This is a genomic window from Parendozoicomonas callyspongiae (assembly GCF_023502345.1).
GTDB lineage: Bacteria > Pseudomonadota > Gammaproteobacteria > Pseudomonadales > Endozoicomonadaceae > Sansalvadorimonas > Sansalvadorimonas callyspongiae.
In genome coordinates this window covers 17,883-40,599 of the sequence record NZ_JAMFLX010000030.1, presented here as the reverse complement: position 1 = coordinate 40,599, position 22,717 = coordinate 17,883, and the positions used below count along the sequence as shown (strand labels likewise).

Sequence of the window (22,717 nt, the reverse complement as noted above, 5' to 3'; positions counted from 1 at the left end):
CGTTAAATAAGCCTGACTATACGTGCGCCCAGCTGGTTATTGATCTGAACCAGTTCACACTCTGCAAATGGTTTACCGTTGGCCTTCATGGTGACGGGGCTGGCTGTATCCCTGTTCAGCTCAAAGGTGTAACCAGGGCTCAGGCGGCCCATGTCCCCCACAGTGATTTCGTGATTGCCAATATCAAACATCAGCTTAACCGGAAGACCTTGAATATCCGCATGAGTTACCTGCTGGCTTGGGGCCTGAGCCTGTGGTGCCTGTGCAGGTGCGGCTGCAGCCTGCTGAGGCGCTTCTGGTTGTGCTGCAGGAGCTGCCTGGGCCTGAGGGATTTCATCCAGATCATCATCAAAGTCATCTCCCAGATCCAGGTCGTCATCCAGGTCGAAATCATCGAAGTCGTCATCACTCATGGTATTTTTCACCTGTTGTTCCAGAGTTATCCGGTTTCCATCGAGTCGGCCCAGAAAACCCGAGCTGGCAGACATTCGCAGGAAGACATGTTGCCGGTCCTTATGCCAGCAGCGGTCGAAGAGAACTATGTCTCCGGTTGACATGCGAGCCAGCCGGGTATCAGCAATCTTGGTGTAACCCACTTCCACAGGCAAAGGCATGAGCAAGTCAGCGGGAGGTGCTGGTTCTGCCGTTGTGGCCAGGTTGTGAAGAAGAGTTGTCAGCTGGTCATTAAGAATCAGCAAACCATTTGAGGTGCGGTTGCCCAGCTGTATGGCAATACCCAGTGCAGGTGTTCCATCAGGAAGATGTTCGCAGCGTGAGATTTTACTGAGACGGACATCTTTCTGAATCAGTGAGCGAAGGTCTCCCAGCAGTCTGTCGACGACCATACTTGCACATCCCATGCGCAACTCGTCGGGCAGCTGCTCAAGAAGATCTGCCATGGGAGAACCACCTACCGCCATTTCTGCAAAAAGATCACGGGAGACCTGGATTCGAACCGGAAGCCCATCGACCTCCAGAGTGAATTGAAGATCAAACTGGCGGGTAGTTGTGATGGGATAAAGTGATATCTGGCAGGTTGAACTGCCAAGTTGTGTCTGAAGCTGGCCACTTAGTCCGCACACCAGGTTATTCAGCAACACCTGCTGGTGGGGGAGTTGTGAGTAGGTCAGTGGCCGAATCGACATGGTTCAGGTTATTCCTGTCTATTATGGAAATGCCAAGGCATTTTCATTTTTTGGGATGGGCATTTTACCCGCAGGGCACATGGCCCGCTCATGGCTGTTTGTCCTTGTCGTCTTCATCCTCGAATGCATACTGTTCTCTGGAGCGACCATCTCCGGTATCCTGGTCTGCTCCACCTCCCTGCATTTTGATATCGACTGAAATATCACCACCAATTTTGCGATTCAGGGTATCCATCAGTGCCTGCTCGCCCTTATTGAGAAAGTTAAAGGAATCAGCTGATGTTGTGGTGAACTCAATATTTAATTTCCCAGTGGCGTCCTTGCGAATCATGACTTCAGTGCCAGGCAGCACGCTGTTATTGAAGTCGACTTTGACCGCTTTAACGTCCTGGGCGTTACTGACCATGATCTTGTCGGCAATCTTATCGATCTTGTCGATCATGGCCTTGTTCTCAACGCCCTGTACTTCGGCAGCCTTGCCCATGCGGGCATCCATGGCTTTGCCAGCTTCGCCACCAAAGGCACCATCCTCACGGGAATCTTTTTTCTTGGAGTGGGCCTTGCGGAACAGGTCTTCGAGACCGTCTTCCTTCTTCTCACCCTTTGCGCCCTTATCTTTCTTTTCCAGAGCTTTATCAAACTCGCCTTTGCTGCCTTCAGCCTCTTTGGAATTTTTAGCCTCTGGCCTGTTGTTTTCGGTAGGGCCGGAAGACTGGACGCCACCGGCGGAAGGTCCCTGGATGCTCATGGTGATATCCTTTCACTCTTTGTTTATCAAGGAAATGCCCCGCATTCTACGTGTATGGAGTTGGCATTTCCCGCTCATGGCTGCTCGGCTCAGAAACGGTTTCTGGGGGTAAACTCTTCCAGCTCCAGTTCTTCCAGCCGGGCCTTTTCCTTGGCCTCTTCCTTGTCCAGTGCATCGGTAAATTCTTTGAACTTCTGCACAGCCTGTGTTGCCAGAACGTGTTTCTGGCGGGCTTCTTCCAGTTGCTGGCGGCTTTCCTCAAGGTGTTTCTCTGCGTCCTTGATGGCTTCTTCCAGTACCAGATCTTTCTCCCTCAGTTTGGCGACTTTCTGCTTAAGAATGTCAAGATCAAACTGTTTTACGGAGGTGTTCATAATATTATCGTAGAGTCTTTGTTCTTCTTTATGACGCCAGGCTTTGTATTCTTCGAGATTTCTCTTTTTATCCTCGACGTCTTTGACTGCGATTTCGACCCGGTACTTGCACTTGCGGACTTCTTCTTCAGCGGATTTTTCCCGAATCCGCTTGATGCGCAGCAGGTCATGCAGCATGGGCGTTCAACCCGCTACCTGACCAGCTGATGTAATTGCTGGACTGAGGTATCGAATGGTGACAGTTCATCGGTACGCTGTTTCAGGAAGTTGCGGATATGTTCAATCTTGGCCAGCGCTTCATCTGCCAGGGCATCAGCACCCTGCTTGTATTCACCGACTTTTACCAGCAGCTCGATCTCTTCGAACTTGGCCATCAGCTCCCGCACCCGGCCTGCTGAGGCAATATGGTCTTTATCCACGATATTGTTCATAACCCGGCTGGTACTGGCGAGAACATCGATAGCCGGATAGTGGTTGGCCGCTGCTAACTTTCGGGACAGGATAATATGTCCATCAAGAATGGATCGGGTTTCGTCAGCCACCGGTTCAGTCATATCGTCACCTTCCACCAGAACTGTGTAGAGTGCGGTAATTGAACCTTTATCTGACATACCTGCCCGTTCCATTAACTTTGGCAGCGTAGCGAAAACAGAAGGCGGGAATCCTCGGCGGGTTGGTGGTTCACCAGCTGCCAGACCAATTTCCCGCTGTGCACGAGCGAAACGGGTAACAGAGTCCATCAGCAAAAGAACCCGCTTGCCCTGATCCCTGAAGTACTCGGCAACGGCTGTTGCTGTATATGCAGCCTTGGCCCGCTCCATCGAGGATTTATCTGAGGTGGCAACGATGGTAACTGACTTCTTGATACCTTCCGGTCCCAGGTCATGTTCAAGGAATTCCCGTAGTTCCCGTCCCCGTTCACCGATCAGTGCCAGAACGGTCACATCAACTTCAGCACCTTTGACCAGCATGGAGAGCAGGGTTGACTTACCACCACCGGCTGCCGCGAAAATACCCATCCGCTGGCCTTCACCACAGGTCAGGACACCATCGAGGACTCTAAGGCCAAGGGGAAGTGGTTTATCAATAATCTTACGGGTTAAAGGGTCGGGAGCATTGGCATAAACGGGATACCAGGCCTCAGGTCTGATTTCTTCGTCTGGATCCTGATGCAGGGGGCGACCCATACCATCCAGAACACGTCCTAATAAATGATGACCGACGGCGACATGATGGACTCTGCCGGTCGGGATAACTTCTGTATTGGAAGAGATGCCCAGCATATCACCGAGTGGAGTGAGAACCGCGTCGTAGCCTTCAAAGCCCACCACTTCGGCGTAGTTCATATCATCTTCGCCGGGGGTATAGAGTTCACACAGTTCCCCGATTTTTACGCCGGGTACTGCGGCTTTGATAATCATCCCCTGAACTTCAGTCACTCGACCGCGGATATCAACCAGTCGACTGCCATCTACAGCGTTTTGCAGGGCCTCTGTCAGATAATCGAGTGCATCACTGTCGCTCAAGGTCAACTCCTTTGACCATTTTTCCCCTTGCTCAAAACCAGTATAGGGTCTTTAAAAAAAACGCCCCGTTAGGAGCGCTATGAGTGGGGGGATTAATTCTTTTTTGATTCTGTCTGGTTGTTTTTGTCTTGGCAGAACCCGATTTAAGCGATCCGGCTTAAACCATAATTCCCATATCGCCGCCAGGTTGTCCTGGAGGAGGTGTGTTTGGTTGGTTGCCGCCACCAGCACCGGAAGCGCCGCCGCCAGGGCCCTGAGGTGCTGCGCCATCTCCCTGCGTGTTATTGGCTTCCTGAACCACCCATTCCAGAGTATTCACAAATTTCTCCAGATTGGATTCAAAGGAGCCGTAATCAATAGAAGCAGGCATGGAGCGGATCAGCAGGGTTTCGGTCTTGTCATGGTTAAGAGCCATGTAGGCCCCCTGCATGCTGTGATGCTGCAGGTTTAAAAAGAGCAGTTTCTCAAGGAGGTCACGCTTCTCTTCACACTGAGCATGAGCTTCAACCGGTTTTACGGCAGAAACGAAAACCAAGGCTTCATCTTCTTCCAGATACTCCATGTTTACGATCAGAGTATCGTCGAAGCAGAGGCCGCAGGCACCGTGTTCATTAAGCTTCAGCTCCCCCAGGCCAATGCCTTCAGCGAAGCGTTGCAGGTTTTCTTCGACATTTTGCCGATGGGACATGAGTGTAATCCTCCCTGATTATCTTTATGCCCGTCTCCTGATCAGCAGCATGATTCAAAATCATCAAAATGCGCTTCAGGGATGAACTTAGTAAAAGTTAAGCATAAAAAAGAAGAAGGAAACCGGTTCTTACAGTTGATTGTTTTGTTGAAGGCAAAAATGACAATTTTTTGATTGAGGTCTGGGTGGTGTCTGATGTTTGCAAATATCTGGTCATAACAATGTCAGAGTGAGGTCTTGCATAGGTAGTCACACTACAAAATATGCTTCGAGTCAGTTGATGTTCGAACTCTCTTTGGTAAGGTCGGGTGCTATATGTAATGCCACTCGCTTAAGAGCGACTGGCTCTCTTATTCAAGGGATATTTCACGGCTTTTCTCATAATCACCCTTGGGTATGCCCCCTTGCGTCTCTCAGGCAATATCAATCGCTTTCCCTGTGACCTCAAATTGGCAGGTTTTTTGGTTATCGTTCCAGGGATCGCTCAGAACAACATAGGAACTCATCCAGTATCAGGGTAAAAGCGGCCAGAAAACTGATCCTCAACGGCTTCCAGCCCCCGAGTCAGAAAAACCGCCGATACCCCAGCATCCTTCTGGATGCCGAAGGTTAGTTCTATTGTGCATTTTCTGCGGCTGTAGGTATCCCGTCCTTCTTGTGTCTGCAAACACCAACGTATCTATTCCAGAGCACTAGCCTTGTCACCCATGTACAGAACCGTTAACAAAAAATGAAATAACAACACTGTATATGAACGACCTCTCAACAGCTTTGTCTGTAACTCCATAGGATAATCGAAAAGAGGAAATAGACTTATGGAAGCTACAGCTTCAACAGGATATGGCGCTACCGGAGTAACACCCGCACCTCCCCAGAATGGCCATGAAAATCGACAAAGATTTGTTAGCACCAAAATAGTCGAGATAGGATCAACAACACCACCAAATTTACTAGCGAACGATCAAGTCCCCATAACAGAGAGACAGGTGGAAGATGCGCCAACAGCTAGAGCTACCAATCTTGGGAGCCCCCCGTCTTTAAAAACAAATGAAACGGACACTGGTACTGTGGAAGCGCCAAGCCCGACAGGAAGCAAAGAAAAAACACTGGAAGAGCATTCGGAGGCGCTGAAACTCACTCCTCTGGCCGATTTTCAAACACCGGAGGACAGAGACCACAATAGATATAGCTTTTGCTCCTATGTCAGCAAAACAGATTACCTTTCTCTGGAGACGAATACCAAAAACGTAATCGCGTCATTAAAAGAAAAAGAGGATGATAAACAAGGAAGTAAGGATAAGGATATCCAAAAGGCGAATATTGAAAGGCTGTGTAATAACGAAAATACAATTCTGGTGATCCAGATAAATGGCATGTCCTGTACCGTAACCTCTAGTTCAAAAGTCAATGACGGAGAGATTATTCTCCACCCCATGCATCGGGATGACCTTGAAAAGAAACAAGGTGAATCACTCAATGGCACCATTACTGTTCAGACAGTAGACGAGTGCCCAGTTATGACTGCAGCTACCAGGGTTGATATTGACCTACCTGATGGATCCTCTCCGGTTTCTATTGATGAAACAATCCTGCGTAATATAGGCATGAGGATGTTTGCGCACACGCCCGTTATACAGGGGCGCAATTATGAGACCAACTATATTGTCTCAGAGCCACAATCATGTGCCGTCGGAAGTGAAGCGTCTGATCCTCCCCGAAGACTAATACTTCGTTTTTTCAGATCATTGCAAAATTCGAAGAATATCACAGCAGGCACACCGTTTTTCCTGGGGCCACAAGTTGCTTTCAATGTTGCTTCTGGGAAGGAACACATAATTACTCTTTCAAATGAAGAAATTCCGTCTCTGAGTAATACTCATATAAAGTCGAGTTATTGTGGTAGGGCGCACAACTGTCTCCTGATACATCCGGAACAATACGCACACCTGAGTGATGGCTCTGATAGCAGGGCAACACTGGTGACTGTCAATGGGGAATATTATTGCGCGATGCCCCGATTAGATTGTAAATATGAGGCTGGCCAATGGAAGAAGCCAGAAAAAATAGGGGAGGTTCATGTTTCGACAACGACCTTCCCGAATCATCTTTCCGGCAAGGCCTGCATCAAAAAAGCCGCTACCGATACGCAGCTTCCCATAGCAAATTCCATAGAAGTGCTCGTTAGCAGAACCTCGATTACCTCCGGACGAGGATTCTGGAAAAAAACAGATATAGAAGCTATGGTTCGCAACTCTCTTCGGTACTTTCCGGCGGAAAATGGGCGGAAATTTGATGTTTACCCTCTTCCAGAGAATGGTATCGATTCAGGTAGATATTACCCCTTGGAAGGAGAGGTTCTGTCTGTCACAGGTGAAAGCAACAGTGGGGAGTCATCACTACCATTTTGGGTAGAAAAGAGCACCCGGATTGAGCTGGAAATCAATGATCCAAGTATTACACGTCAGAGTCACCCCGATTGCCCCGAACGCTGGGACGAACGAGTCAAGCAGGTTGTTGGCGGAGCCGAAGCAGCCATTGACCTCATTAAAACCGACTTACTTGATGACTGGCTATCTTACCACGACTTCAATACTTCAATGGATAGAAAATCCAAAGGCTGTGTTATCCATGGCCCTCCAGGCACCGGAAAGACTCTTCTGGTACAGACTGTCCTCCATGAATGGGTCAAATCTGGCTATATCAAAAGAGAGCATATCACCGTAACAAATGGAGCCGAGCTCCTGAAACACAAACCGGGAGAGAGCGTAAATGAACTCCATCGTCTTTTTAGAAAACCGAAAGAGGACTTTAAAAAAAACAATAAGAAAGCTGACCTTCATGTTCTTCATATTGATGAGGCTGAGGGATTTCTCAGGCGTAAAAGTAATGACCACACTACCCTTACGTCCGAGTCTGCCGTCAATACCTTCCTCAGCTTGCTTGATGGCGAAGAACGTCTGTCCAATGTGATGGTATTCGTTACAACAAACCATATTAATGTCATTGAGCCTGCCATACTGAGATCCGGTCGATTAGGGTTACACATCCCAATGACTTACCCTACACCAGATGAACAAAAAAACATCCTGCGCATCCAATTAGGGAGCTTGGCCAATCAGGGCTGGAGAACGGGTGGCTGCGATCTGGATAAAGTTGTTCAACAGACCGGCCAAAAGACAGGGGCTGACCTTGGCGCACTTGTGAACAAAGCAGTCAGGATATCAGTACAGAAATCAGAAGAGTCCAGATCGATAGCAACAGAACACCTGAAAGAGGCCCTCTTCAATGAAGTGGAAAGCCAAACATTCCAAAAACAAGCAGTGGCACAAATTCCGTTAAAATTCCGTCAAAAGCAGCAATATTTTAGCGATGGGCAAAAGAACGCCATCGCCGAAATAACACGCTTGACCAACGCTGCCTTATCGAAGCCCCTCTCTCTTGTTGTCTATCTTCACGGAATAGCAGCATCGGGAAAGTCAACCGTATTGCACGAAGTGATACGTCAATCCCCAGGGTATGAATACTACAATGTAGCCTCTGACAAGGATGGGGGAGGTCTTATAGATGACATGCACAGCGCAACCACTGTCGCCCGTAAAAAAAACAGTTCATTATTATGTCTCGACGGTATTGAGGCATTCCTCAGTGAAGACAATGCCCCCAATGCTGCTCATAAATCCACTGATGTTGTCAATAAGTGGAGACAGGCAACTGCAAGGCCCGCAAGTACGAATGTCCTGCTGATTTCTACCCAGGAAGAGTATGGTAGGTTCGATGATACATTGGGGTTGTATGGAATGCGGCGTCATGTAGGACTCCCTGAATATCTGACTGATGAAGATATAAATTCAATGCTGGAAACGAACTACAAGGTCAGCAGCTCAAAACTGAAGAAAGCTATCATCAAGGGTGTATCTAAATATCAGCCCCTGACATTCGATAAATTTCACCAGCTGGTCTCTGCCGGGTTGGATGAAGAGACAATGAAGTGGGATGGCGGACTAATAAAGGGGGTACACTTTTATGTTCCAAACAAATCTGAAACTGGAAATTTATACACTTGACCCCTGTAAACCCTCCCTGATGGGAGCCACCATAACATTCACTCCACCAGGTAGAATGCTCCTCCCATTTCAGCTATTTTGCACCTAAATGGGGGGGCAAACACCTCACTCAACTTATTGTCACTAAGGCTTCTTTTTCTTCAGGTATCCCTCCTCTACACATATCAGTGATATAATTCGCGCCCGTTTTCCCCCACCAGAATATCCCTATGTCAGAACTCCACGTAAAAATCGGTCACTGGAACAAGCTCAAGGTTATCCGCGAGAAAGATTTTGGTGTATTTCTGGAAGGCGGACAGTACGTCGATATTCTGCTTCCCAAACGTTACGTGCCAGAAAACACCGAGATTGGTGATGAGTTGGACGTGTTTATCTATCTCGATTCCAACGACGATGTTATCGCGACGACAGAGAAGCCCTATGCCCAGATGGGTGAATTTGCTTATCTGAAGGCGAAAGACGTAAACCGCATTGGTGCATTCCTGGACTGGGGACTTTCCAAAGATCTGCTGGTTCCCTTCTGTGAGCAGAAGCAGCGGATGCAGGCTGGTCATGCCTACATTGTTTATATCTATCAGGAAAATCGTGAATGGCGGATAGTTGCCTCATCCAAAATTGACAAATTCCTGAGCAATAAGCCACCACGTTACAAGAAAGGTCAGGAGGTAGATCTGCTGATCTGTGAAAAAACCGATATCGGATTTATGGCCATCATCAATGGTCTGCATCAGGGTGTGATTTTCAAGAATGATATCCACCAGCCTATTCGTACCGGTATGAAGATAACCGGCTATATCAAACGCATACGCCCGGATCAGAAAATTGACCTGTATCTGCAGCGTCCGGAAACCCAGCGCGATGATCTGGGTGACCAGATTATTGCAAAGCTGGAACAGAACGATGGATTCCTGCCCTTGCACGACAAGAGCGAACCGGAACTTATCAAACAATACTTCCCAGCCAGTAAGCGTGTTTTCAAAATGGCTATCGGTGGCCTGTATAAAGACCGTAAGATAACCATTGAATCCGATGGCATTCGCCTGATCACTGAAAGTGAATAATCTCTGGATATTGGAGAAGAGTACCGATGCATCCAATGAATGTTGTTAAAGCCTTTCTGCCAGCACTATTCGCTTGCCTGCTGAGCGTGACAGCCTGGGCTGAGGCGTCTGCTGTTAAACCAGTCAAGGAGCAAACACCTGCTGCGACCAAAGTCCTGATGGAAACCAGCAAGGGCACAATTACTCTTGAGCTGAATGATGAAAAAGCGCCTGTGACTGTGGCGAACTTTATCAAGTATGCCAATGAAGGGACTTACAATAATACGATCTTCCACCGTGTAATTAACGGTTTTATGGTCCAGGGTGGTGGCTTTGACGTGGATATGGACAAGAAGCCCACCAACGCTCCAATCCGTAACGAATCAACCAATGGTCTGGGCAATAAGCGCGGCACTATTGCCATGGCAAGAACCAATGATCCAGACAGTGCTACCAATCAGTTCTTTATCAATCTTGTTGATAATGATTTCCTTGATGGCAGTAAATCCAAGCCCGGTTATGCCGTATTCGGTAAAGTCACCAGTGGTATGAATGTTGTTGATGACATTGCCAAAGTGAAGACTGGTCGAAAGAGCTATTACAGTGATGTGCCTGTTGAACCCGTTATTATCAAGAAGGTAACTTTGCCAGCACGCACCATAGCACCATATTGAGTCCGGTTCAGACTGGTCTATTCAGCTGGAGAAAGCTTCCAAGTAAAAAATAAAAGTAGTTAGGCTCTGTTGACGTAAGAAAGCGTATAAACCATTCCCGTTTATACGCTTTCTTTAAATTCTGAATTATTTTCCAGCGATGAATCGAGTTTCACCGGGTACTGGCGGGTAAGGATAAAGGCTGAGCAACGTTTCTGAACGACCATTGTCCAGTACCTCTCTGGCATGGTTACGCCTGAGCTGCCTAGGTTCAGCCACGCCACAGGAGTGCGCAATCAACTCGACATCATGAACCAGATTATCGTGATAACTCGCTACACGTCGCGCCTTATCTTCCGGTACCAGTCCTCGCTGTAAACGTCTGTTATGGGTTGTGATACCGGTTGGGCAGGTGTTCTTATTGCATTGCAAAGCCTGAATACACCCCAGGGCAAACATATAACCTCGGGCTGAGACACAAAAATCGGCACCCATGCACAGCGCCCAGGCAACATCAGAAGGGTTTATCATCTTGCCGGAGCAGATAACCCTGACCCGTTCCCTTAAACCACGCTCAATCAGCAGATTTACAACCCAGGGAAGACTCTCCCGCAGGGAAAGTCCAACATCATCCATCAGCGCCATGGGAGCAGCTCCGGTCCCGCCATCACAGCTGTCTATGGTCATAAAGTCCGGAGCAGACTGAGCACCTCTCTTGGCTATCTCGGCACAAAGATCCAGTAACCACTGCTGACTGCCAAGCACAAACTTAATACCGGTGGGTTTCCCGGTCACGTTGCGGATACGCTCAATCATATCCAGCAGATCACCCACATTATCAATATCAGGGTGCCGGTTGGGGCTGATGGAATCCTCTCCCTCCTGAATCAGGCGAATACGGGCAATCTCAGGTGTGACTTTCGCCGCAGGGAGGATACCGCCCTTGCCGGGTTTAGCCCCCTGGCTGAGCTTGATCTCAAACATCCGGATCTGCTCATGGGCTGCGACTTCTTTCAGCCGGGCATCATCCAGCTTACCCTCAGGGCATCGGACACCATATTTGGCTGTACCGATCTGGTAGATCAGATCACAGCCACTCTCAAGATGGTAGGGTGAAACCCCACCTTCCCCGGTGTTCATCCAGCAGCTGGCTTTGGCAGCTCCCTGAGACAACGCCCGCACGGCAGGTATAGAAAGGGCACCAAAGCTCATACCGGAGATATTGAACAAAGAGCCCGGTCGATAGGGAGAACGGGTACCGGGACCGATAAGAACACAGGGTGTCTCACGGGCTTCATCATCCAGCGTTGGACTGAAGCAGTTAAGAAACAGGATTGAGCCACGCTCTTTGACCGGTTTACTGGAGCCAAAAGCCACGGTGCGATCGACATTCTTTGCCGCTCGGTAGACCCACGCCCGCTGGGCACGGTTAAAAGGCATCTCCTCCCGATCCCCGGCAAAGAAATACTGGCGGAAGAACTCCCCCACATGCTCAAAGAAATATCGGAAACGGCCAATAACCGGGTAGTTGCGGCGAACAGTGTGGCTGGTCTGGTTTTTATCAACCACATACATGATAACGACCCAGAGAGCACCACAGCCAAGAGCCAGAATGAATAAAGATGCCAGAATCTGCATGGACAGAGTCAGGAACTGGACATACTCGTGGGAAAAGATGGCATTGATATCCATGGAAACAATCCGGGTAAAGGGCTCTTCCGGATTGTCGGCATCAGGCGTGAACTCTGTAGATCAGGCGGTCTGGGTGGGGCGTTTTCCAAAAACATTAAGGCTTCTGTAGAAATCCTGGATTGTCACAAGATCGGCCTCATAGTCACCAGTTGGATAAAACAGCTTCTGGATACCTCCCTTCTTGGTTTTAAAATCCATAAAACCAAGGGCAATCGGAACATTGGCACCACTGGCAACATGGTAAAAGCCACTTTTCCACTGCTGGACTTTCTTGCGGGTACCTTCAGGAGGAATCGTCACAATTAATTCTTTGCAGCGATTAAACTCTTCCACCAGCTGCTGAACCATGCCATTGCTTTTACTGCGGTCAACCGGAATACCACCCAGGTATTTCATGATCGGCCCCATCGGCCCTTTGAACAGCGAAGCCTTACCCATCCAGTGTGCCTGAATACCGAGTTTGAAAAACATGGCGAGAGTAACGGGAAAGTCCCAGTTACTGGTATGGGGAACTGCAATCAATACATACTTCCTGGCATCAGGAGCCTGCCCCTCAACTTTCCAGCCAGTCAGCTTCAGACCAATCCAACTCAGCCACTTGAAGAAATGCCTGACAACCGGCGTATTGAAAACAGTACGATTCATTGTGATTTATTATCCGGGACATGTAATCAGAAGCTTGCATTGTACCTGTGACAGCAACATTACAACCCGTAATTTTTTGTAACGACGATTAAATTTTGCTCACTCTAAAATTTCAGTTCATTGACACTCCGGAAGCCAGCCCTGCCGGTACTCCGGCATAAACCCGTTCTCCCAAAGTTAATGCCTGAAAGCGAAGATCATTCCGGCGAATCTGAATAAGCCTACTGAGCTGCTGCCTTTCTTTGCAGTTATCACACTCGCTCATAATGTTTGTTTGAAGAACAAGCAAATCATGATGATCACCAAGGCATTCGGTTAACTGCTCAAGGGTGCCAAGATCTGGTTGGTGTCCGATGCTCAAGTACTCATGCAACAACTGGCTTTGATAGAGATAATCCTTGGTTCTTTTTCTCCAGGAATGAAACCTGTTATCGGTTGGTTTTTTCCAGACCTTTCTCATTGCTTCAAATCCAGAGCAATAACTCTGTGAGTAACCCTCCAGAAGCAATCGACAGCTACTGCCATCAAGAGGCCATCGTCCTGTTCTTGATGAATAATTCTCCAGTTCTACCCTAAGCAACTGAATCATTCTCAGTTGCCGCTGCATCTGGTGGTGAAGGCTTTCTCTTTTGAACGTCAGATGCCGCTTAATAATCTGCCGGGAATCAAGCAAAGAGAAATCTGGATTTTCCCGCCAAAGCATTTCATAAGTCTCAATAACAACATCAGCGTCTCTCATCACGGAAAGCTGGCGACCGGCATCACGAAACCAGTCAACCTCCTGCTCGAATCTTCCCTCAGCAAAACAATGACGTATCAGGCGAATAACGCTTCGAATCTTTTTAAAGCTTTTGCGGGCTGTGTGAATACCTTCAGGGTTTACAACTTCCAATGCCATGGCAGCTTTGGCAGATTGCTCTGCAATCACGCGCCGAACCGCTGCCGAAATTGTTTCCGTCAGTTCAAAACAGAAAGCCATACTGACACCTCACACAGCAGTATTTAGTGTGAACGTCCGTGTAAACATGCGGTTGGTATTTTACCAGTATCGCTTCTGTCGGAATGACCCGTTCCGCAGTCTTTTGCGCATTAGTTGTTTGACTGATGTGTTACCAGAAATGTTTCAAACAGTAACACTTCCCTTTGTCACAGAACAGTCATAGTCATGTCACAACCACCAACAATAATGGCTCTTTCCAGATAAATAGCTCTGGCATCAGGGCTACAAAAAATTGGCATGAAGCATGCTCATTTGAACTAACTCCGGTAGCCGTCATAGCGTTGCCTTCGGTCAACAAAAACACCCACCGGAAGGGATATGCTGCACATGTTATTCGGGATACCACACATCTGATTCGGCACTTACGCAGCTGACTAATGGACTACTGCCCTGGAGCAGTCATGAGCAAACCAGAACTGAGTCACATGATCGCTTACCTGAAGCGGTTAGGCGTAAATATTTCAAGCCCCGATCCCAAGCGCATCGAGGCAGAGTATTTCCGCAAGATCTACAACGTTATGCCAAGGGAACAGGCACTGGAACAGTTAGCAAATTCCAAGAAGCGCCCGAGAAAGGTTAATCACAGCCATGTGACCTGACATAACCAATGCAGGTACAAACTCCCGAATCAAAAAAGCCGCTATATCACTAAGCGGCTTATTCATCCCTGTTTTTGACGCTTTCCGTATATCTCCTACTCTTTACAAAGGTTCGGCATTCTTCCGGCGCCCCCCTGGAAAATGATTCAGCATTGTCTCTATCAGCCGAAATCACTATCTCAGCCCATACACGGATGTAATTTCATGAAGCGTTTTCTGTTTGCCCTTCTCGCATGCTCAGGAACAGCTCTGGCCAGCAGCGAGCAATGTCAGTCCCTGTTCTCATCCAAGAAACATGCCGATGCCCTGATTCAGTGCCATCAGGCTGCCAAGTCTGGTGATTCCCAGGCTGCCTGGCTGATGGGCCAGATGAACAGCCAGGGTCTGGGCACAACAAAGAACGAAACCAAAGCCATCGACTGGTTCCGTATGGCAGCCGATAGTGGCCATACCGATGCCCAGTACAATCTGGCCGTGATGCTGGATATGGGTAACGGTATTACTGAAGACAATGCCAAAGCGGTTCACTGGTACAGCAAGGCTGCCGAGCAGGATCATGTTCACGCGCAACACAATCTGGCCCTGATGTATGCCCACGGTGAAGGTGTTGAGCAGAATTACAAAACGGCCCTGAGGTGGACACGGGAAGCAGCTGAGAATGGGCTGGCTGAGTCCCAGTATCTTATGGGTCAGATGTACCGCGGCAATGGTGAGCTGGTTAAGAATGACCCTGCCGTTGCTCTCGACTGGTTCAAAAGAGCAGCCGAACAGGGACATATGAAGTCACAGGTTATTCTGGGTGTGTCCTATGCCAAGGGTATTGGCGCAGAAGCCAATCCTGATATCGCCATGGACTGGTCCCGCCGAGCTGCTTTCCAGGGCAGCCCACAGGCTCAGTTCCTGCTGGGTGTACTTCATGCCCGTTACAGTGAAGATAATCAAGATCTGCAACAGGCCGTAGCCTGGCTCACAGTCGCTCTGGCAGGTGGTTTCTCCGCAGCTATGGAGCCTCTACAGAACCTGACTGCAAGCCTGTCCAAAGATGAGCTGCAGGAAGCCCGTGAGAGCGCCCAATCAATTATTGAGACTATCCAGCGTCAGCAGATCAGAAGACAAGGCGCCTAAGCCGTCTCACCTTCTGCCTTTCAGACACAAAAAAGCCCAACTGAAATCAGTTGGGCTTTTTCATTATGCTCTAAGAGAAAAACAGCGGGTTATTCACCCTGCTGATCTTTCCGGCACTGCTTCAGGGTATCTGCAATCAGGAACGCCATTTCCAGAGACTGGTTGGCATTCATGCGAGGATCGCAGTGGGTATGGTAACGGTCAGCCAGTGATTCCTCAGTGACCTCATGGCTGCCACCCAGACACTCCGTCACATTCTGCCCGGTCATCTCAAAGTGAACACCACCGGCATAGGTACCTTCAGCCCTGTGGACTGCGAAGAAACTGCGAACTTCCTGCAGGACACGGTTTACATCACGGGTCTTGTAATCACCAGCGGTAATGGTGTTGCCGTGCATGGGATCGGAACTCCAGACCACCTTGCGCCCTTCCCTCTCAACGGCACGAATCAGTGGTGGAAGCCCTTTCTCAACGTTGTCAGCACCCATGCGAACGATAACGGTACTGCGCCCAGCAAGGTTATCCGGGTTGACCTGATCCAGCAGTTGGATCAGGTCATCAGGATCGAGAGAAGGACCAGCCTTGATACCAATGGGGTTATGGATGCCACGGACAAACTCGATATGGGCTCCATCGGGTTGGCGGGTTCGGTCACCGACCCACAGCATATGGGCAGAACAGTCATACCAGTCACCGGTGAGACTGTCTTTGCGGGTCAGACCCTGTTCATATGGCAGCAGCAGTGCTTCGTGTGAGGTATAGAAACTGGTTTCACGAATAGCAGCGCTGTTTTCTGCGGTGATGCCACAGGCACGCATAAAGGCCAGCGTTTCATCAATTCGCTCAGCCATCATATGGTAAGACTGGGCTTCCGGACTGGTTTTCACAAAATCCAGATTCCAGGCATGAACCTGCTCCAGAGAGGCCAGACCACCCTGGGCAAAAGCCCGCAGCAGGTTCAGGGTTGATGCTGCCTGGTGGTAAACCGCCAGCATTCTCTCAGGATCCGGAATGCGCGCTTCAGGCGTGAACTCATTACTGTTCACAATATCGCCACGGTAAGTGGGAAGCTCAACACCATCACGGCTTTCTGTGGGTTTGGAACGCGGCTTGGCAAACTGACCTGCCATACGGCCAACTTTTACTACGGGACAGCTGGCACCAAAGGTCAGTACCACAGCCATCTGCATCAGGACTTTAAAGGTGTCCCGAATATTGACCGCACTAAACTCTTTAAAGCTCTCTGCGCAGTCTCCCCCCTGCAGCAGAAAAGCCTGCCCGTCAGCAACCTTGGCCAGCTGCTCTGTTAATGCTCGCACCTCACCGGCAAAGACCAGTGGAGGCTGCTTTTTCAACTTCTCTTCAACCTCTTGCAGCCTGACATCATCAGGATAATCAGGCATCTGCAGGGCTTGATGATTCTTCCAGCTATCAGGCGTCCAGATGGACATGGAAATTCACTCCCTTTTTCTTAGTTCAGACATGAAAATACCCTGCTTTTTGCACTTCTGTATTTTCAATCAGATGAACCTGACACAATAACAGCAACCAGCATTCAGTACATCACAAATAACTGAAGTGTCAGAATTCCTGACAACAGGATATTTTCCCTTGTTAACAGGAAAATCTTTACATATCATTCATGCATTAAAGAATTATTGAGAAAAAACTTCAAAAAATGAAACTGACAGCTTCCACCACCAAAATGACTAAAACCGGTATGATTAAAGGGATCATTTGCCGGGGGGGAGTTGCAGTCTAGAAAAAGACAAGTTTCCAAAAAGCCCCCGCACCGAAAGGTCCGGGGGCTTTTTTATGGTTCCGCCGCTTGCAAATGAGGAGAAGACCAATGAATTACTATCGCTTGAAGCTGATTGCAGCTAACACCCCGGGCTGCCTGGAAAGGGTATTGAACAACAGCCGCACTGGTGGCTTTGATGTGTATGCCTTCAATGCATCTCTCTGCCCGGCCCGTAACCATTATGAGATCGATATCCTGGTATCAGGGGGCACCAGCCAGAATACGCTGATTCTGGCCCTGCTTCAGGAAAGCGATATTCGCTCGCTGACACCCTGTCGACAGTAACAGTCAAACGATAGCTATAGAGATAAGATTCAAGAGGAACAATGGTTAATGCAGTAGAGTCTTTTCCTCGGAAGAGGACTCCGGCATAACCATTGGGTCTGTGTCCTGAGCCAGATACTGCAGTTGCTGGCATTCCTGTAACAGCTGACGTTTTGTTTCCACGGCAACACCGAAAAATTCCTGGAACTGCGGCACAGTCAGTCCCTGTGTTGTCAGTATGCTTGAAGAAGCAATCAGCATTGGAGAAGACTCATCAGGAAGATCCTGAAACAGTTTCAGGGTCGGGAAAGACATGTTCAGACGTGTAAGATCTGCAACCACTGCCATAACCGCAGCATTGCGCACTTCCATTTCCGTGGTAAACAGCATTCCCCAGGGCTCAACAAAGAGACGACTGTCAACGATGCCGTCCATTGTCTGCAAAGCGGAAATATGAAGTCCGCTGCACTGATCACAGATATACGACTGATAACCAGCGTCACTCAGCCACTTCTCCAGCAAGGCAGTATCCGGTACCAGCAGATCTTGCATACTCATCTTCCAAACTTAAAAAAATCGAGGCACTGTACTCTAAACAGGTAGGAATAGCGACTTATGTTAATACCTGTTTACTAAGTCGCCATTGTATTACTGATTACTGTCTAGCTAATGCCAGTTTCACGCCGAGCATAACAATCACACTTCCTGTCATACTGTGGAATGCTTTAGAAAATCGTGGTGAAGCGAGAAGATGGCGGGCCCTGGCAACCATAATCGCCAGGAAACACTGCCAGCACATACAGATAACAAAGTGCAATCCTGCCAGGGGCTGGGACTGCCAGAACGCAGAACCTTCAGGACTGATAAACTGCGGCAGAAAAGCCATATAGAAGATCACTGTCTTGGGATTCAAAACATTGGACAGTGCTCCTTCACGGTAAGAGCGCCAACGGTCAACCGATAGCTCTCTACTCTCGGTATCCTGCACAGGTAATCCATGCCCCAACAGCATCTGCTTCAGACTGGAAATACCCAGCCAGATCAGAGATGGCTGGTCGAGGTTTTATGCAGGACTGGAAGACGTGAAGTGGCTGGAACAGGTTGAGCAAACAGCAAGACGTTGAAGGATCAGAGCGTGGCCTGATTGTGAGCCTGTTGTGCGATCATCTTCTGTTGCAGCATCCTGAACAGATAGCCCTGCTTGAAAATAAGCAACCTGAGATGCCTGCTGGTTGCCTGATAGAACGTCTTAAAACGGAGTCACTCTTGGAAACCGTCACTGGAAGCTCTGAGCTCTGCTCTAAGAGCCTGCCAGGAGTTCAAGCAAGCATATGGCAGCGCGCGAGATCTCGGATGCCAGGAAATCGCTCCATCTTTGGTATATCACGCCAGGGCAGCATGCTTCTAAACAGAAGCGGACTGAAATATCAACTACTCAAAACTGCGTTATCGAGTGATAGAGATAAAATTAAACCGAAAAGGATAGTTTGAGCCATAGCAGGGGCCTGTGATAGGCTCAAAAAGGGGAGGAGCAGCAATGTATTTTAATAATAATAATCGATTACAGCCTCCAGTTAGTAGGGCTGCATACAGTGATAGAGCTGCAGGAATGATGGCTGAGATGTCTCGGCTGGCATACTTCCGCTTTGAAGGGAGTGTCGATCTTGAAGAGCGAGCCCAAAGCCTGGCTGAAGAAACTGATTCAAAGAAAGTTAAAAAGATTCTGAAGAAGTTACTCTCAGAAAAAGAACTTACAGCAGAAGATGCTAAGAATCAGCTTTCTGTCCACTTGGAAAGTGGCGAGTTTGTTTTGCGTGACGTATTTAATCAGGGGGGGACGCAGGCCTTCCTTGCTTACAGTGATAAATTCAAAATCAATGTGCTGGCTTTTCGTGGAACTGAAAAGAAAATTGAAGACATTAAAATAGATCTGAAAGCTGCCATGGTTGAAATGAATGGTGACAGGATTCACAGTGGCTTTTACCAGGCATTCAGAGATATTCGTAAAGACATTGAAGGATCACTACAGGGCCTGAAAAAAAATGGATACCCTCTATATTTAACAGGTCACTCACTGGGCGGTGCTTTGGCACTAATGGCTACCAAGTATCTTGCTGATAACAGTGTTGGAGCCTGCTATACATTCGGTAGCCCCCGGGTTGCATCGATCAGTTTTAGTGATTCTATTAAAACCCCGATTTACCGCGTTGTGAATGCTTCTGATGGCGTTCCCAGAATCCCACCTGCGCATATGACTAGTGTTTTAAGCGGAATACTGGAAGTGATTAAGATTCCCTATATCAGTCAATGGTTAATCAGGTGGCTGGATAGTGTATCCGGCTATCGTCATCATGGTGATATGAGATACCTGACAGGCTGTCGCCCTGATTACAGTGATCTGCAGTTATTACATAATCCACCGATTATTGATCGCGCAGTGCGAATGCTGAAAAGAATGATGGATGTCAGCATGAGTGTGCCAATTACAGATCACTCGATTGAGACGTATTCTGCCAAGCTTTCATATTACGCAGGAAAACGCTGTCTGGGCGTGGAAGATGAGCCAGCTTAATAAGTTATCGAATGAAGGTTGCTCCCAGGCTCTTAATCAGAAGATGATGGGAGCAACCTGATATCCGTTCATGCTTCATTTGTAGATAGCAGCTTTCCTTTGGTAGACGCACGTCGAGTAATACAATCAACGGCCAGGCCAGTGTGAGGCCATCTGGCAGTGAGTAATCGTTTTCTTGAAATTCTGGTGACTGTGACGGCATTGGACTGATTCCCACCAAGAATATGGTAGGCTTCATCGTCCTCTGCCCAGTAAAGCCCTACATGTCCTTTCCAGCCACTGGGGCTTCCGCGCCAGAAAACCATGACGGCTCCCAGTCTTGGTGAAACTTCGTGGCCAAACCTTGCCCACTGTCGCGCTCCCAGAGGGTTTACGGGGAGTGGTTCTTCCGGCATTTGAGAGCCGACACAGTGGGCAACAAATAACCCACACCATGGGATATCATCATCGTTATATGCGGTAATCTCCAGATCCTCAGCCCATCCGATAATAGCCTCATTGGATTCACTACCACGTTTTTCCTGAGTGCCAATCAGTTCGAAGGCTGTTTCCAACCATGGAATGGTTGTTGGGATGCTGAATTCAGGATTAGGGGCAGTTTCAACACCTTCAAGAAGGACAGCTCTTGTTTTGGGACCGACAAGTCCATCGCTGATTAAGTTATTTGCCTGCTGAAAGGCTTTGATGGCCAGGATTGTTTTCCGCCCTCTGATACCATCAATCGGACCGGGGTCAAACCCCGCAGACTGCAGGGCTTGTTGGATGTCTTTTATGTTCATTTGTTGAGTGTCCTGTTGTTATTGTTTTCATATGACACAACTTCGCTTATCACATATTAAATCAGTAAGTCATGTAAGTAATTGGCCTTGCTTACATTCTGTTGACATAAGTCAGGCGAATGATGGTTAATGATTGAGGGGTACATACGTACTATGTAGCATAATAATGCTTCATGCAGTACCGCCTAAATAATAAACAATAATTAGCTGCAGGTAGCTTCTTGTGTGCCAGTCTTCGCAAACAGTTCATTCATCCAATACATATTGTGTATTGATAGAGTCTATCGGTCGTGGGACTCCTGCATCTGCAGCAGCTGTAGCCAAAGGTTTGGGGCGACCAGCCTCTGAAGTAGTTCGCTGCCTCTATACTGCCCCTGCCGTTCTGGTAGAAAAAGTAGATCGGAATGTTGCTGAACAGCTTAATGAGCTGCTGGAGAGTATTGGTTATGAAGCCAGGGTAGTGGAAATGGGAGGCTTTGTTCAGGAAACGCCTGAGCTATATGACATCTCTTTGTATTTGCAGGAGGCCTCAAAGCTGACAACTGTTGCCAACAAGCTGTCAAAGTTCATTGGATTATCCGAGAGTGATGCTGTTCAGGCACTTCTAAACCCGCCAGGCGTTGTGCTGGGTTCAGTCAGCAGGGCAACGGTGGCAGCACTTGAAGCATTACTTGATGGAGATGCTGACTTACTCGCCTGTCCCCAAAATAAAACCCTTTATGATGTCTTTGTCGGAGAGCTTCCTGAAGTGATACGAAGACGCCTGCTGGATGACCTTAAATCCAGGGGCATTCCACTGTTAGGCGAATCGGGCCTTGTTGCGAGCAGTATAGAAATTAGTCGGCTTGAGGATATATGGCAGAGATATAAGGCTAATGCTGGCCTGAAAGTTGTAAATCAGGCTTTTCTTAGATTTGATATTCAGCTTGATTCCTCAGTCAGTGATCTAACTGATGCACAGATTGATTGCTTTCGCAGAAATACTGATATTCCTGAGAACCTGTTAGCTCAGGTTGTACAAGCCGCTCCGGTAACAATTATTGAATCCCTGCCAAAAACGTCTCTAGACAGGGTGTTAGACGACTTTTACAAGACAGATATACCCGTGTCGGCACACCTTATTACTTTCCAGTCACTGGGGTTGAAAGTTATCAATGCTCAGGATCTGTCTTATGTAAATGAAGTGTTAGACGCATTTTCTATAGGGGAAACACTGCAGGAAATACCTGCAACTCTACCCTGTGCTTTCCCGGAAATTCAGGCAAGAGTTATTCGGCGCTCTCTGGAATCAGCGGGAGCAACCGTTGAACTTGTTAGTGAGCTTTGAGTTGAGAGTCATAAAGTGGTCACATCAACAGCGCACAATAGAACCAAAAAAGAAGCAGAGAAAATATCTGTGAAGAATTCAGCACATGCTTTGCATTATGCAATTGCTGAGTATGGCAAAGTTTTGGCATTAAAGAACCGGCATGATGAGGCTCTGGAGCATTACCGGGAAGCAATCCGCAGAGCTGTTTCGCTTAAGGCTCCTGAAGTGTTTTTTCGGCACTATACCCAGTGTGTTCTGGAGAGCCTGGAGTTAACTGGCTCCTACTCAGAAGTTATTGAGTTCTGCCTGAAGGCTGATGACCATTATCAAACACTAACTGTCGATACGCCTCTGCACAGGAAAGATCATGGCTCGGTTCTTGAGAGATGCGCGATGATTTATATCCGCTCTGGAGATTACACCAGTGCAAAAGCCTGTCTGTCTGATGCGTGTGCAGTTGCTGGAAAGGGTGTTTTACCCCTTAGTGAAGAAGTACTTGGGTATCTAAATCGCGGACTTTCGATTGATAGTTTCAGGCTGACAGTTTTGCAAAATAAGCATCGATATTTTGTGGTACGCAAGGGGATGGTTGATGAAAAAAATGCCAGACCTCTTGATAACGGGAAAGCAAGAAAAGGCAGTGGTGTTTTATTAGGAACACCCATATAAAACAATAAGGATAGCAGTAGTTCA

Annotated in this window: 22 protein-coding genes; 10 read left to right on the top strand and 12 right to left on the bottom strand. The window is 48.1% G+C overall.

All coding sequences use genetic code 11. The features are described from left to right. Positions 1-2: 2 nt before the first annotated feature. The 5 genes from sctQ to M3P05_RS17410 form a co-directional block, all read right to left on the bottom strand. Complete coding sequence (sctQ, locus tag M3P05_RS17430; protein WP_249701341.1) at positions 3-1,145, bottom strand: type III secretion system cytoplasmic ring protein SctQ; 1,143 nt, start codon at positions 1,143-1,145, stop codon at positions 3-5. 88 nt (positions 1,146-1,233) lie between these two features. Beyond that, entirely contained in the window at positions 1,234-1,893 is a 660-nt protein-coding gene (locus tag M3P05_RS17425) for a type III secretion HpaP family protein (protein ID WP_249701340.1), read from the bottom strand. Positions 1,894-1,982: 89 nt separating this feature from the next. Beyond that, the gene (sctO, locus tag M3P05_RS17420; protein WP_249701339.1) at positions 1,983-2,444 is read right to left on the bottom strand and encodes a type III secretion system stalk subunit SctO; all 462 of its coding nucleotides are present in this window, start codon (positions 2,442-2,444) and stop codon (positions 1,983-1,985) included. 14 nt (positions 2,445-2,458) lie between these two features. After that, a complete protein-coding gene (gene sctN, locus M3P05_RS17415; RefSeq protein ID WP_283777858.1) occupies positions 2,459-3,793 on the bottom strand; it encodes a type III secretion system ATPase SctN in 1,335 nt (444 codons plus the stop codon). 157 nt (positions 3,794-3,950) lie between these two features. After that, a complete protein-coding gene (locus tag M3P05_RS17410) occupies positions 3,951-4,481 on the bottom strand; it encodes a type III secretion system chaperone (RefSeq protein ID WP_249701337.1) in 531 nt (176 codons plus the stop codon). A gap of 815 nt (positions 4,482-5,296) precedes the next feature. Here M3P05_RS17410 and M3P05_RS17405 point away from each other — a divergent pair. From M3P05_RS17405 to M3P05_RS17395, 3 genes are all read left to right on the top strand, one after another. After that, positions 5,297-8,545, top strand: a complete 3,249-nt coding sequence (locus M3P05_RS17405; RefSeq protein ID WP_249701336.1) for an AAA family ATPase — start codon at positions 5,297-5,299, stop codon at positions 8,543-8,545. Positions 8,546-8,754: 209 nt separating this feature from the next. Beyond that, positions 8,755-9,606, top strand: a complete 852-nt coding sequence (locus tag M3P05_RS17400) for a CvfB family protein (protein ID WP_249701334.1) — start codon at positions 8,755-8,757, stop codon at positions 9,604-9,606. Positions 9,607-9,632: 26 nt separating this feature from the next. Continuing rightward, the gene (locus M3P05_RS17395; protein WP_408635956.1) at positions 9,633-10,259 is read left to right on the top strand and encodes a peptidylprolyl isomerase; all 627 of its coding nucleotides are present in this window, start codon (positions 9,633-9,635) and stop codon (positions 10,257-10,259) included. Between the two features lie 126 nt (positions 10,260-10,385). Here M3P05_RS17395 and M3P05_RS17390 read toward each other — a convergent pair whose 3' ends face one another. The 3 genes from M3P05_RS17390 to M3P05_RS17380 form a co-directional block, all read right to left on the bottom strand. Next, positions 10,386-11,930: an FMN-binding glutamate synthase family protein gene (locus M3P05_RS17390; protein ID WP_249701333.1), complete on the bottom strand. Its 1,545-nt coding sequence runs from the start codon at positions 11,928-11,930 to the stop codon at positions 10,386-10,388. Between the two features lie 60 nt (positions 11,931-11,990). Then, positions 11,991-12,575 (bottom strand): lysophospholipid acyltransferase family protein, encoded by a 585-nt coding sequence (locus tag M3P05_RS17385; RefSeq protein WP_249701332.1) that lies wholly within the window; start codon positions 12,573-12,575, stop codon positions 11,991-11,993. A gap of 112 nt (positions 12,576-12,687) precedes the next feature. After that, positions 12,688-13,554 (bottom strand): CHAD domain-containing protein, encoded by an 867-nt coding sequence (locus tag M3P05_RS17380; RefSeq protein WP_249701331.1) that lies wholly within the window; start codon positions 13,552-13,554, stop codon positions 12,688-12,690. A gap of 422 nt (positions 13,555-13,976) precedes the next feature. Between M3P05_RS17380 and M3P05_RS17375 the strand changes: the two genes are divergently transcribed. Together M3P05_RS17375 and M3P05_RS17370 are read left to right on the top strand one after the other, a co-directional pair. Beyond that, positions 13,977-14,174: a hypothetical protein gene (locus M3P05_RS17375; RefSeq protein ID WP_249701330.1), complete on the top strand. Its 198-nt coding sequence runs from the start codon at positions 13,977-13,979 to the stop codon at positions 14,172-14,174. Between the two features lie 204 nt (positions 14,175-14,378). Beyond that, positions 14,379-15,299 carry a tetratricopeptide repeat protein gene (locus M3P05_RS17370; protein WP_249701329.1) on the top strand — a complete coding sequence of 307 codons (921 nt, stop codon included), beginning with the start codon at positions 14,379-14,381 and terminating at the stop codon, positions 15,297-15,299. Positions 15,300-15,388: 89 nt separating this feature from the next. Here the strand turns inward: M3P05_RS17370 and M3P05_RS17365 are convergent, their stop codons facing one another. After that, on the bottom strand, positions 15,389-16,750 hold the full coding sequence (locus M3P05_RS17365; RefSeq protein ID WP_249701328.1) for a class II 3-deoxy-7-phosphoheptulonate synthase: 1,362 nt from the start codon (positions 16,748-16,750) through the stop codon (positions 15,389-15,391). Positions 16,751-17,148: 398 nt separating this feature from the next. On the opposite strand from M3P05_RS17365, the gene M3P05_RS17360 reads away from it, so the two are divergent. Next, positions 17,149-17,385, top strand: coding sequence for an ACT domain-containing protein (locus M3P05_RS17360; RefSeq protein ID WP_249701327.1), 237 nt, complete (start codon positions 17,149-17,151; stop codon positions 17,383-17,385). Positions 17,386-17,430: 45 nt separating this feature from the next. Here M3P05_RS17360 and M3P05_RS17355 read toward each other — a convergent pair whose 3' ends face one another. Together M3P05_RS17355 and M3P05_RS17350 are read right to left on the bottom strand one after the other, a co-directional pair. Beyond that, the gene (locus M3P05_RS17355) at positions 17,431-17,916 is read right to left on the bottom strand and encodes a YbjN domain-containing protein (RefSeq protein WP_249701326.1); all 486 of its coding nucleotides are present in this window, start codon (positions 17,914-17,916) and stop codon (positions 17,431-17,433) included. 103 nt (positions 17,917-18,019) lie between these two features. Then, on the bottom strand, positions 18,020-18,400 hold the full coding sequence (locus M3P05_RS17350) for a LysE family translocator (RefSeq protein ID WP_283777859.1): 381 nt from the start codon (positions 18,398-18,400) through the stop codon (positions 18,020-18,022). A gap of 65 nt (positions 18,401-18,465) precedes the next feature. Here M3P05_RS17350 and M3P05_RS17345 point away from each other — a divergent pair, with 65 nt between their 5' ends. Next, complete coding sequence (locus M3P05_RS17345) at positions 18,466-18,855, top strand: hypothetical protein (protein WP_249701324.1); 390 nt, start codon at positions 18,466-18,468, stop codon at positions 18,853-18,855. 130 nt (positions 18,856-18,985) lie between these two features. Then, positions 18,986-19,936: a lipase family protein gene (locus M3P05_RS17340; protein ID WP_249701323.1), complete on the top strand. Its 951-nt coding sequence runs from the start codon at positions 18,986-18,988 to the stop codon at positions 19,934-19,936. Positions 19,937-20,004: 68 nt separating this feature from the next. Here M3P05_RS17340 and M3P05_RS17335 read toward each other — a convergent pair whose 3' ends face one another. Beyond that, the gene (locus tag M3P05_RS17335) at positions 20,005-20,715 is read right to left on the bottom strand and encodes an NlpC/P60 family protein (protein ID WP_249701322.1); all 711 of its coding nucleotides are present in this window, start codon (positions 20,713-20,715) and stop codon (positions 20,005-20,007) included. 223 nt (positions 20,716-20,938) lie between these two features. Between M3P05_RS17335 and M3P05_RS17330 the strand changes: the two genes are divergently transcribed. Next, positions 20,939-22,042 (top strand): hypothetical protein, encoded by a 1,104-nt coding sequence (locus M3P05_RS17330; RefSeq protein WP_249701321.1) that lies wholly within the window; start codon positions 20,939-20,941, stop codon positions 22,040-22,042. Between the two features lie 69 nt (positions 22,043-22,111). After that, positions 22,112-22,693 (top strand): hypothetical protein, encoded by a 582-nt coding sequence (locus M3P05_RS17325; protein ID WP_249701320.1) that lies wholly within the window; start codon positions 22,112-22,114, stop codon positions 22,691-22,693. The last annotated feature ends 24 nt before the right edge of the window (positions 22,694-22,717 follow it).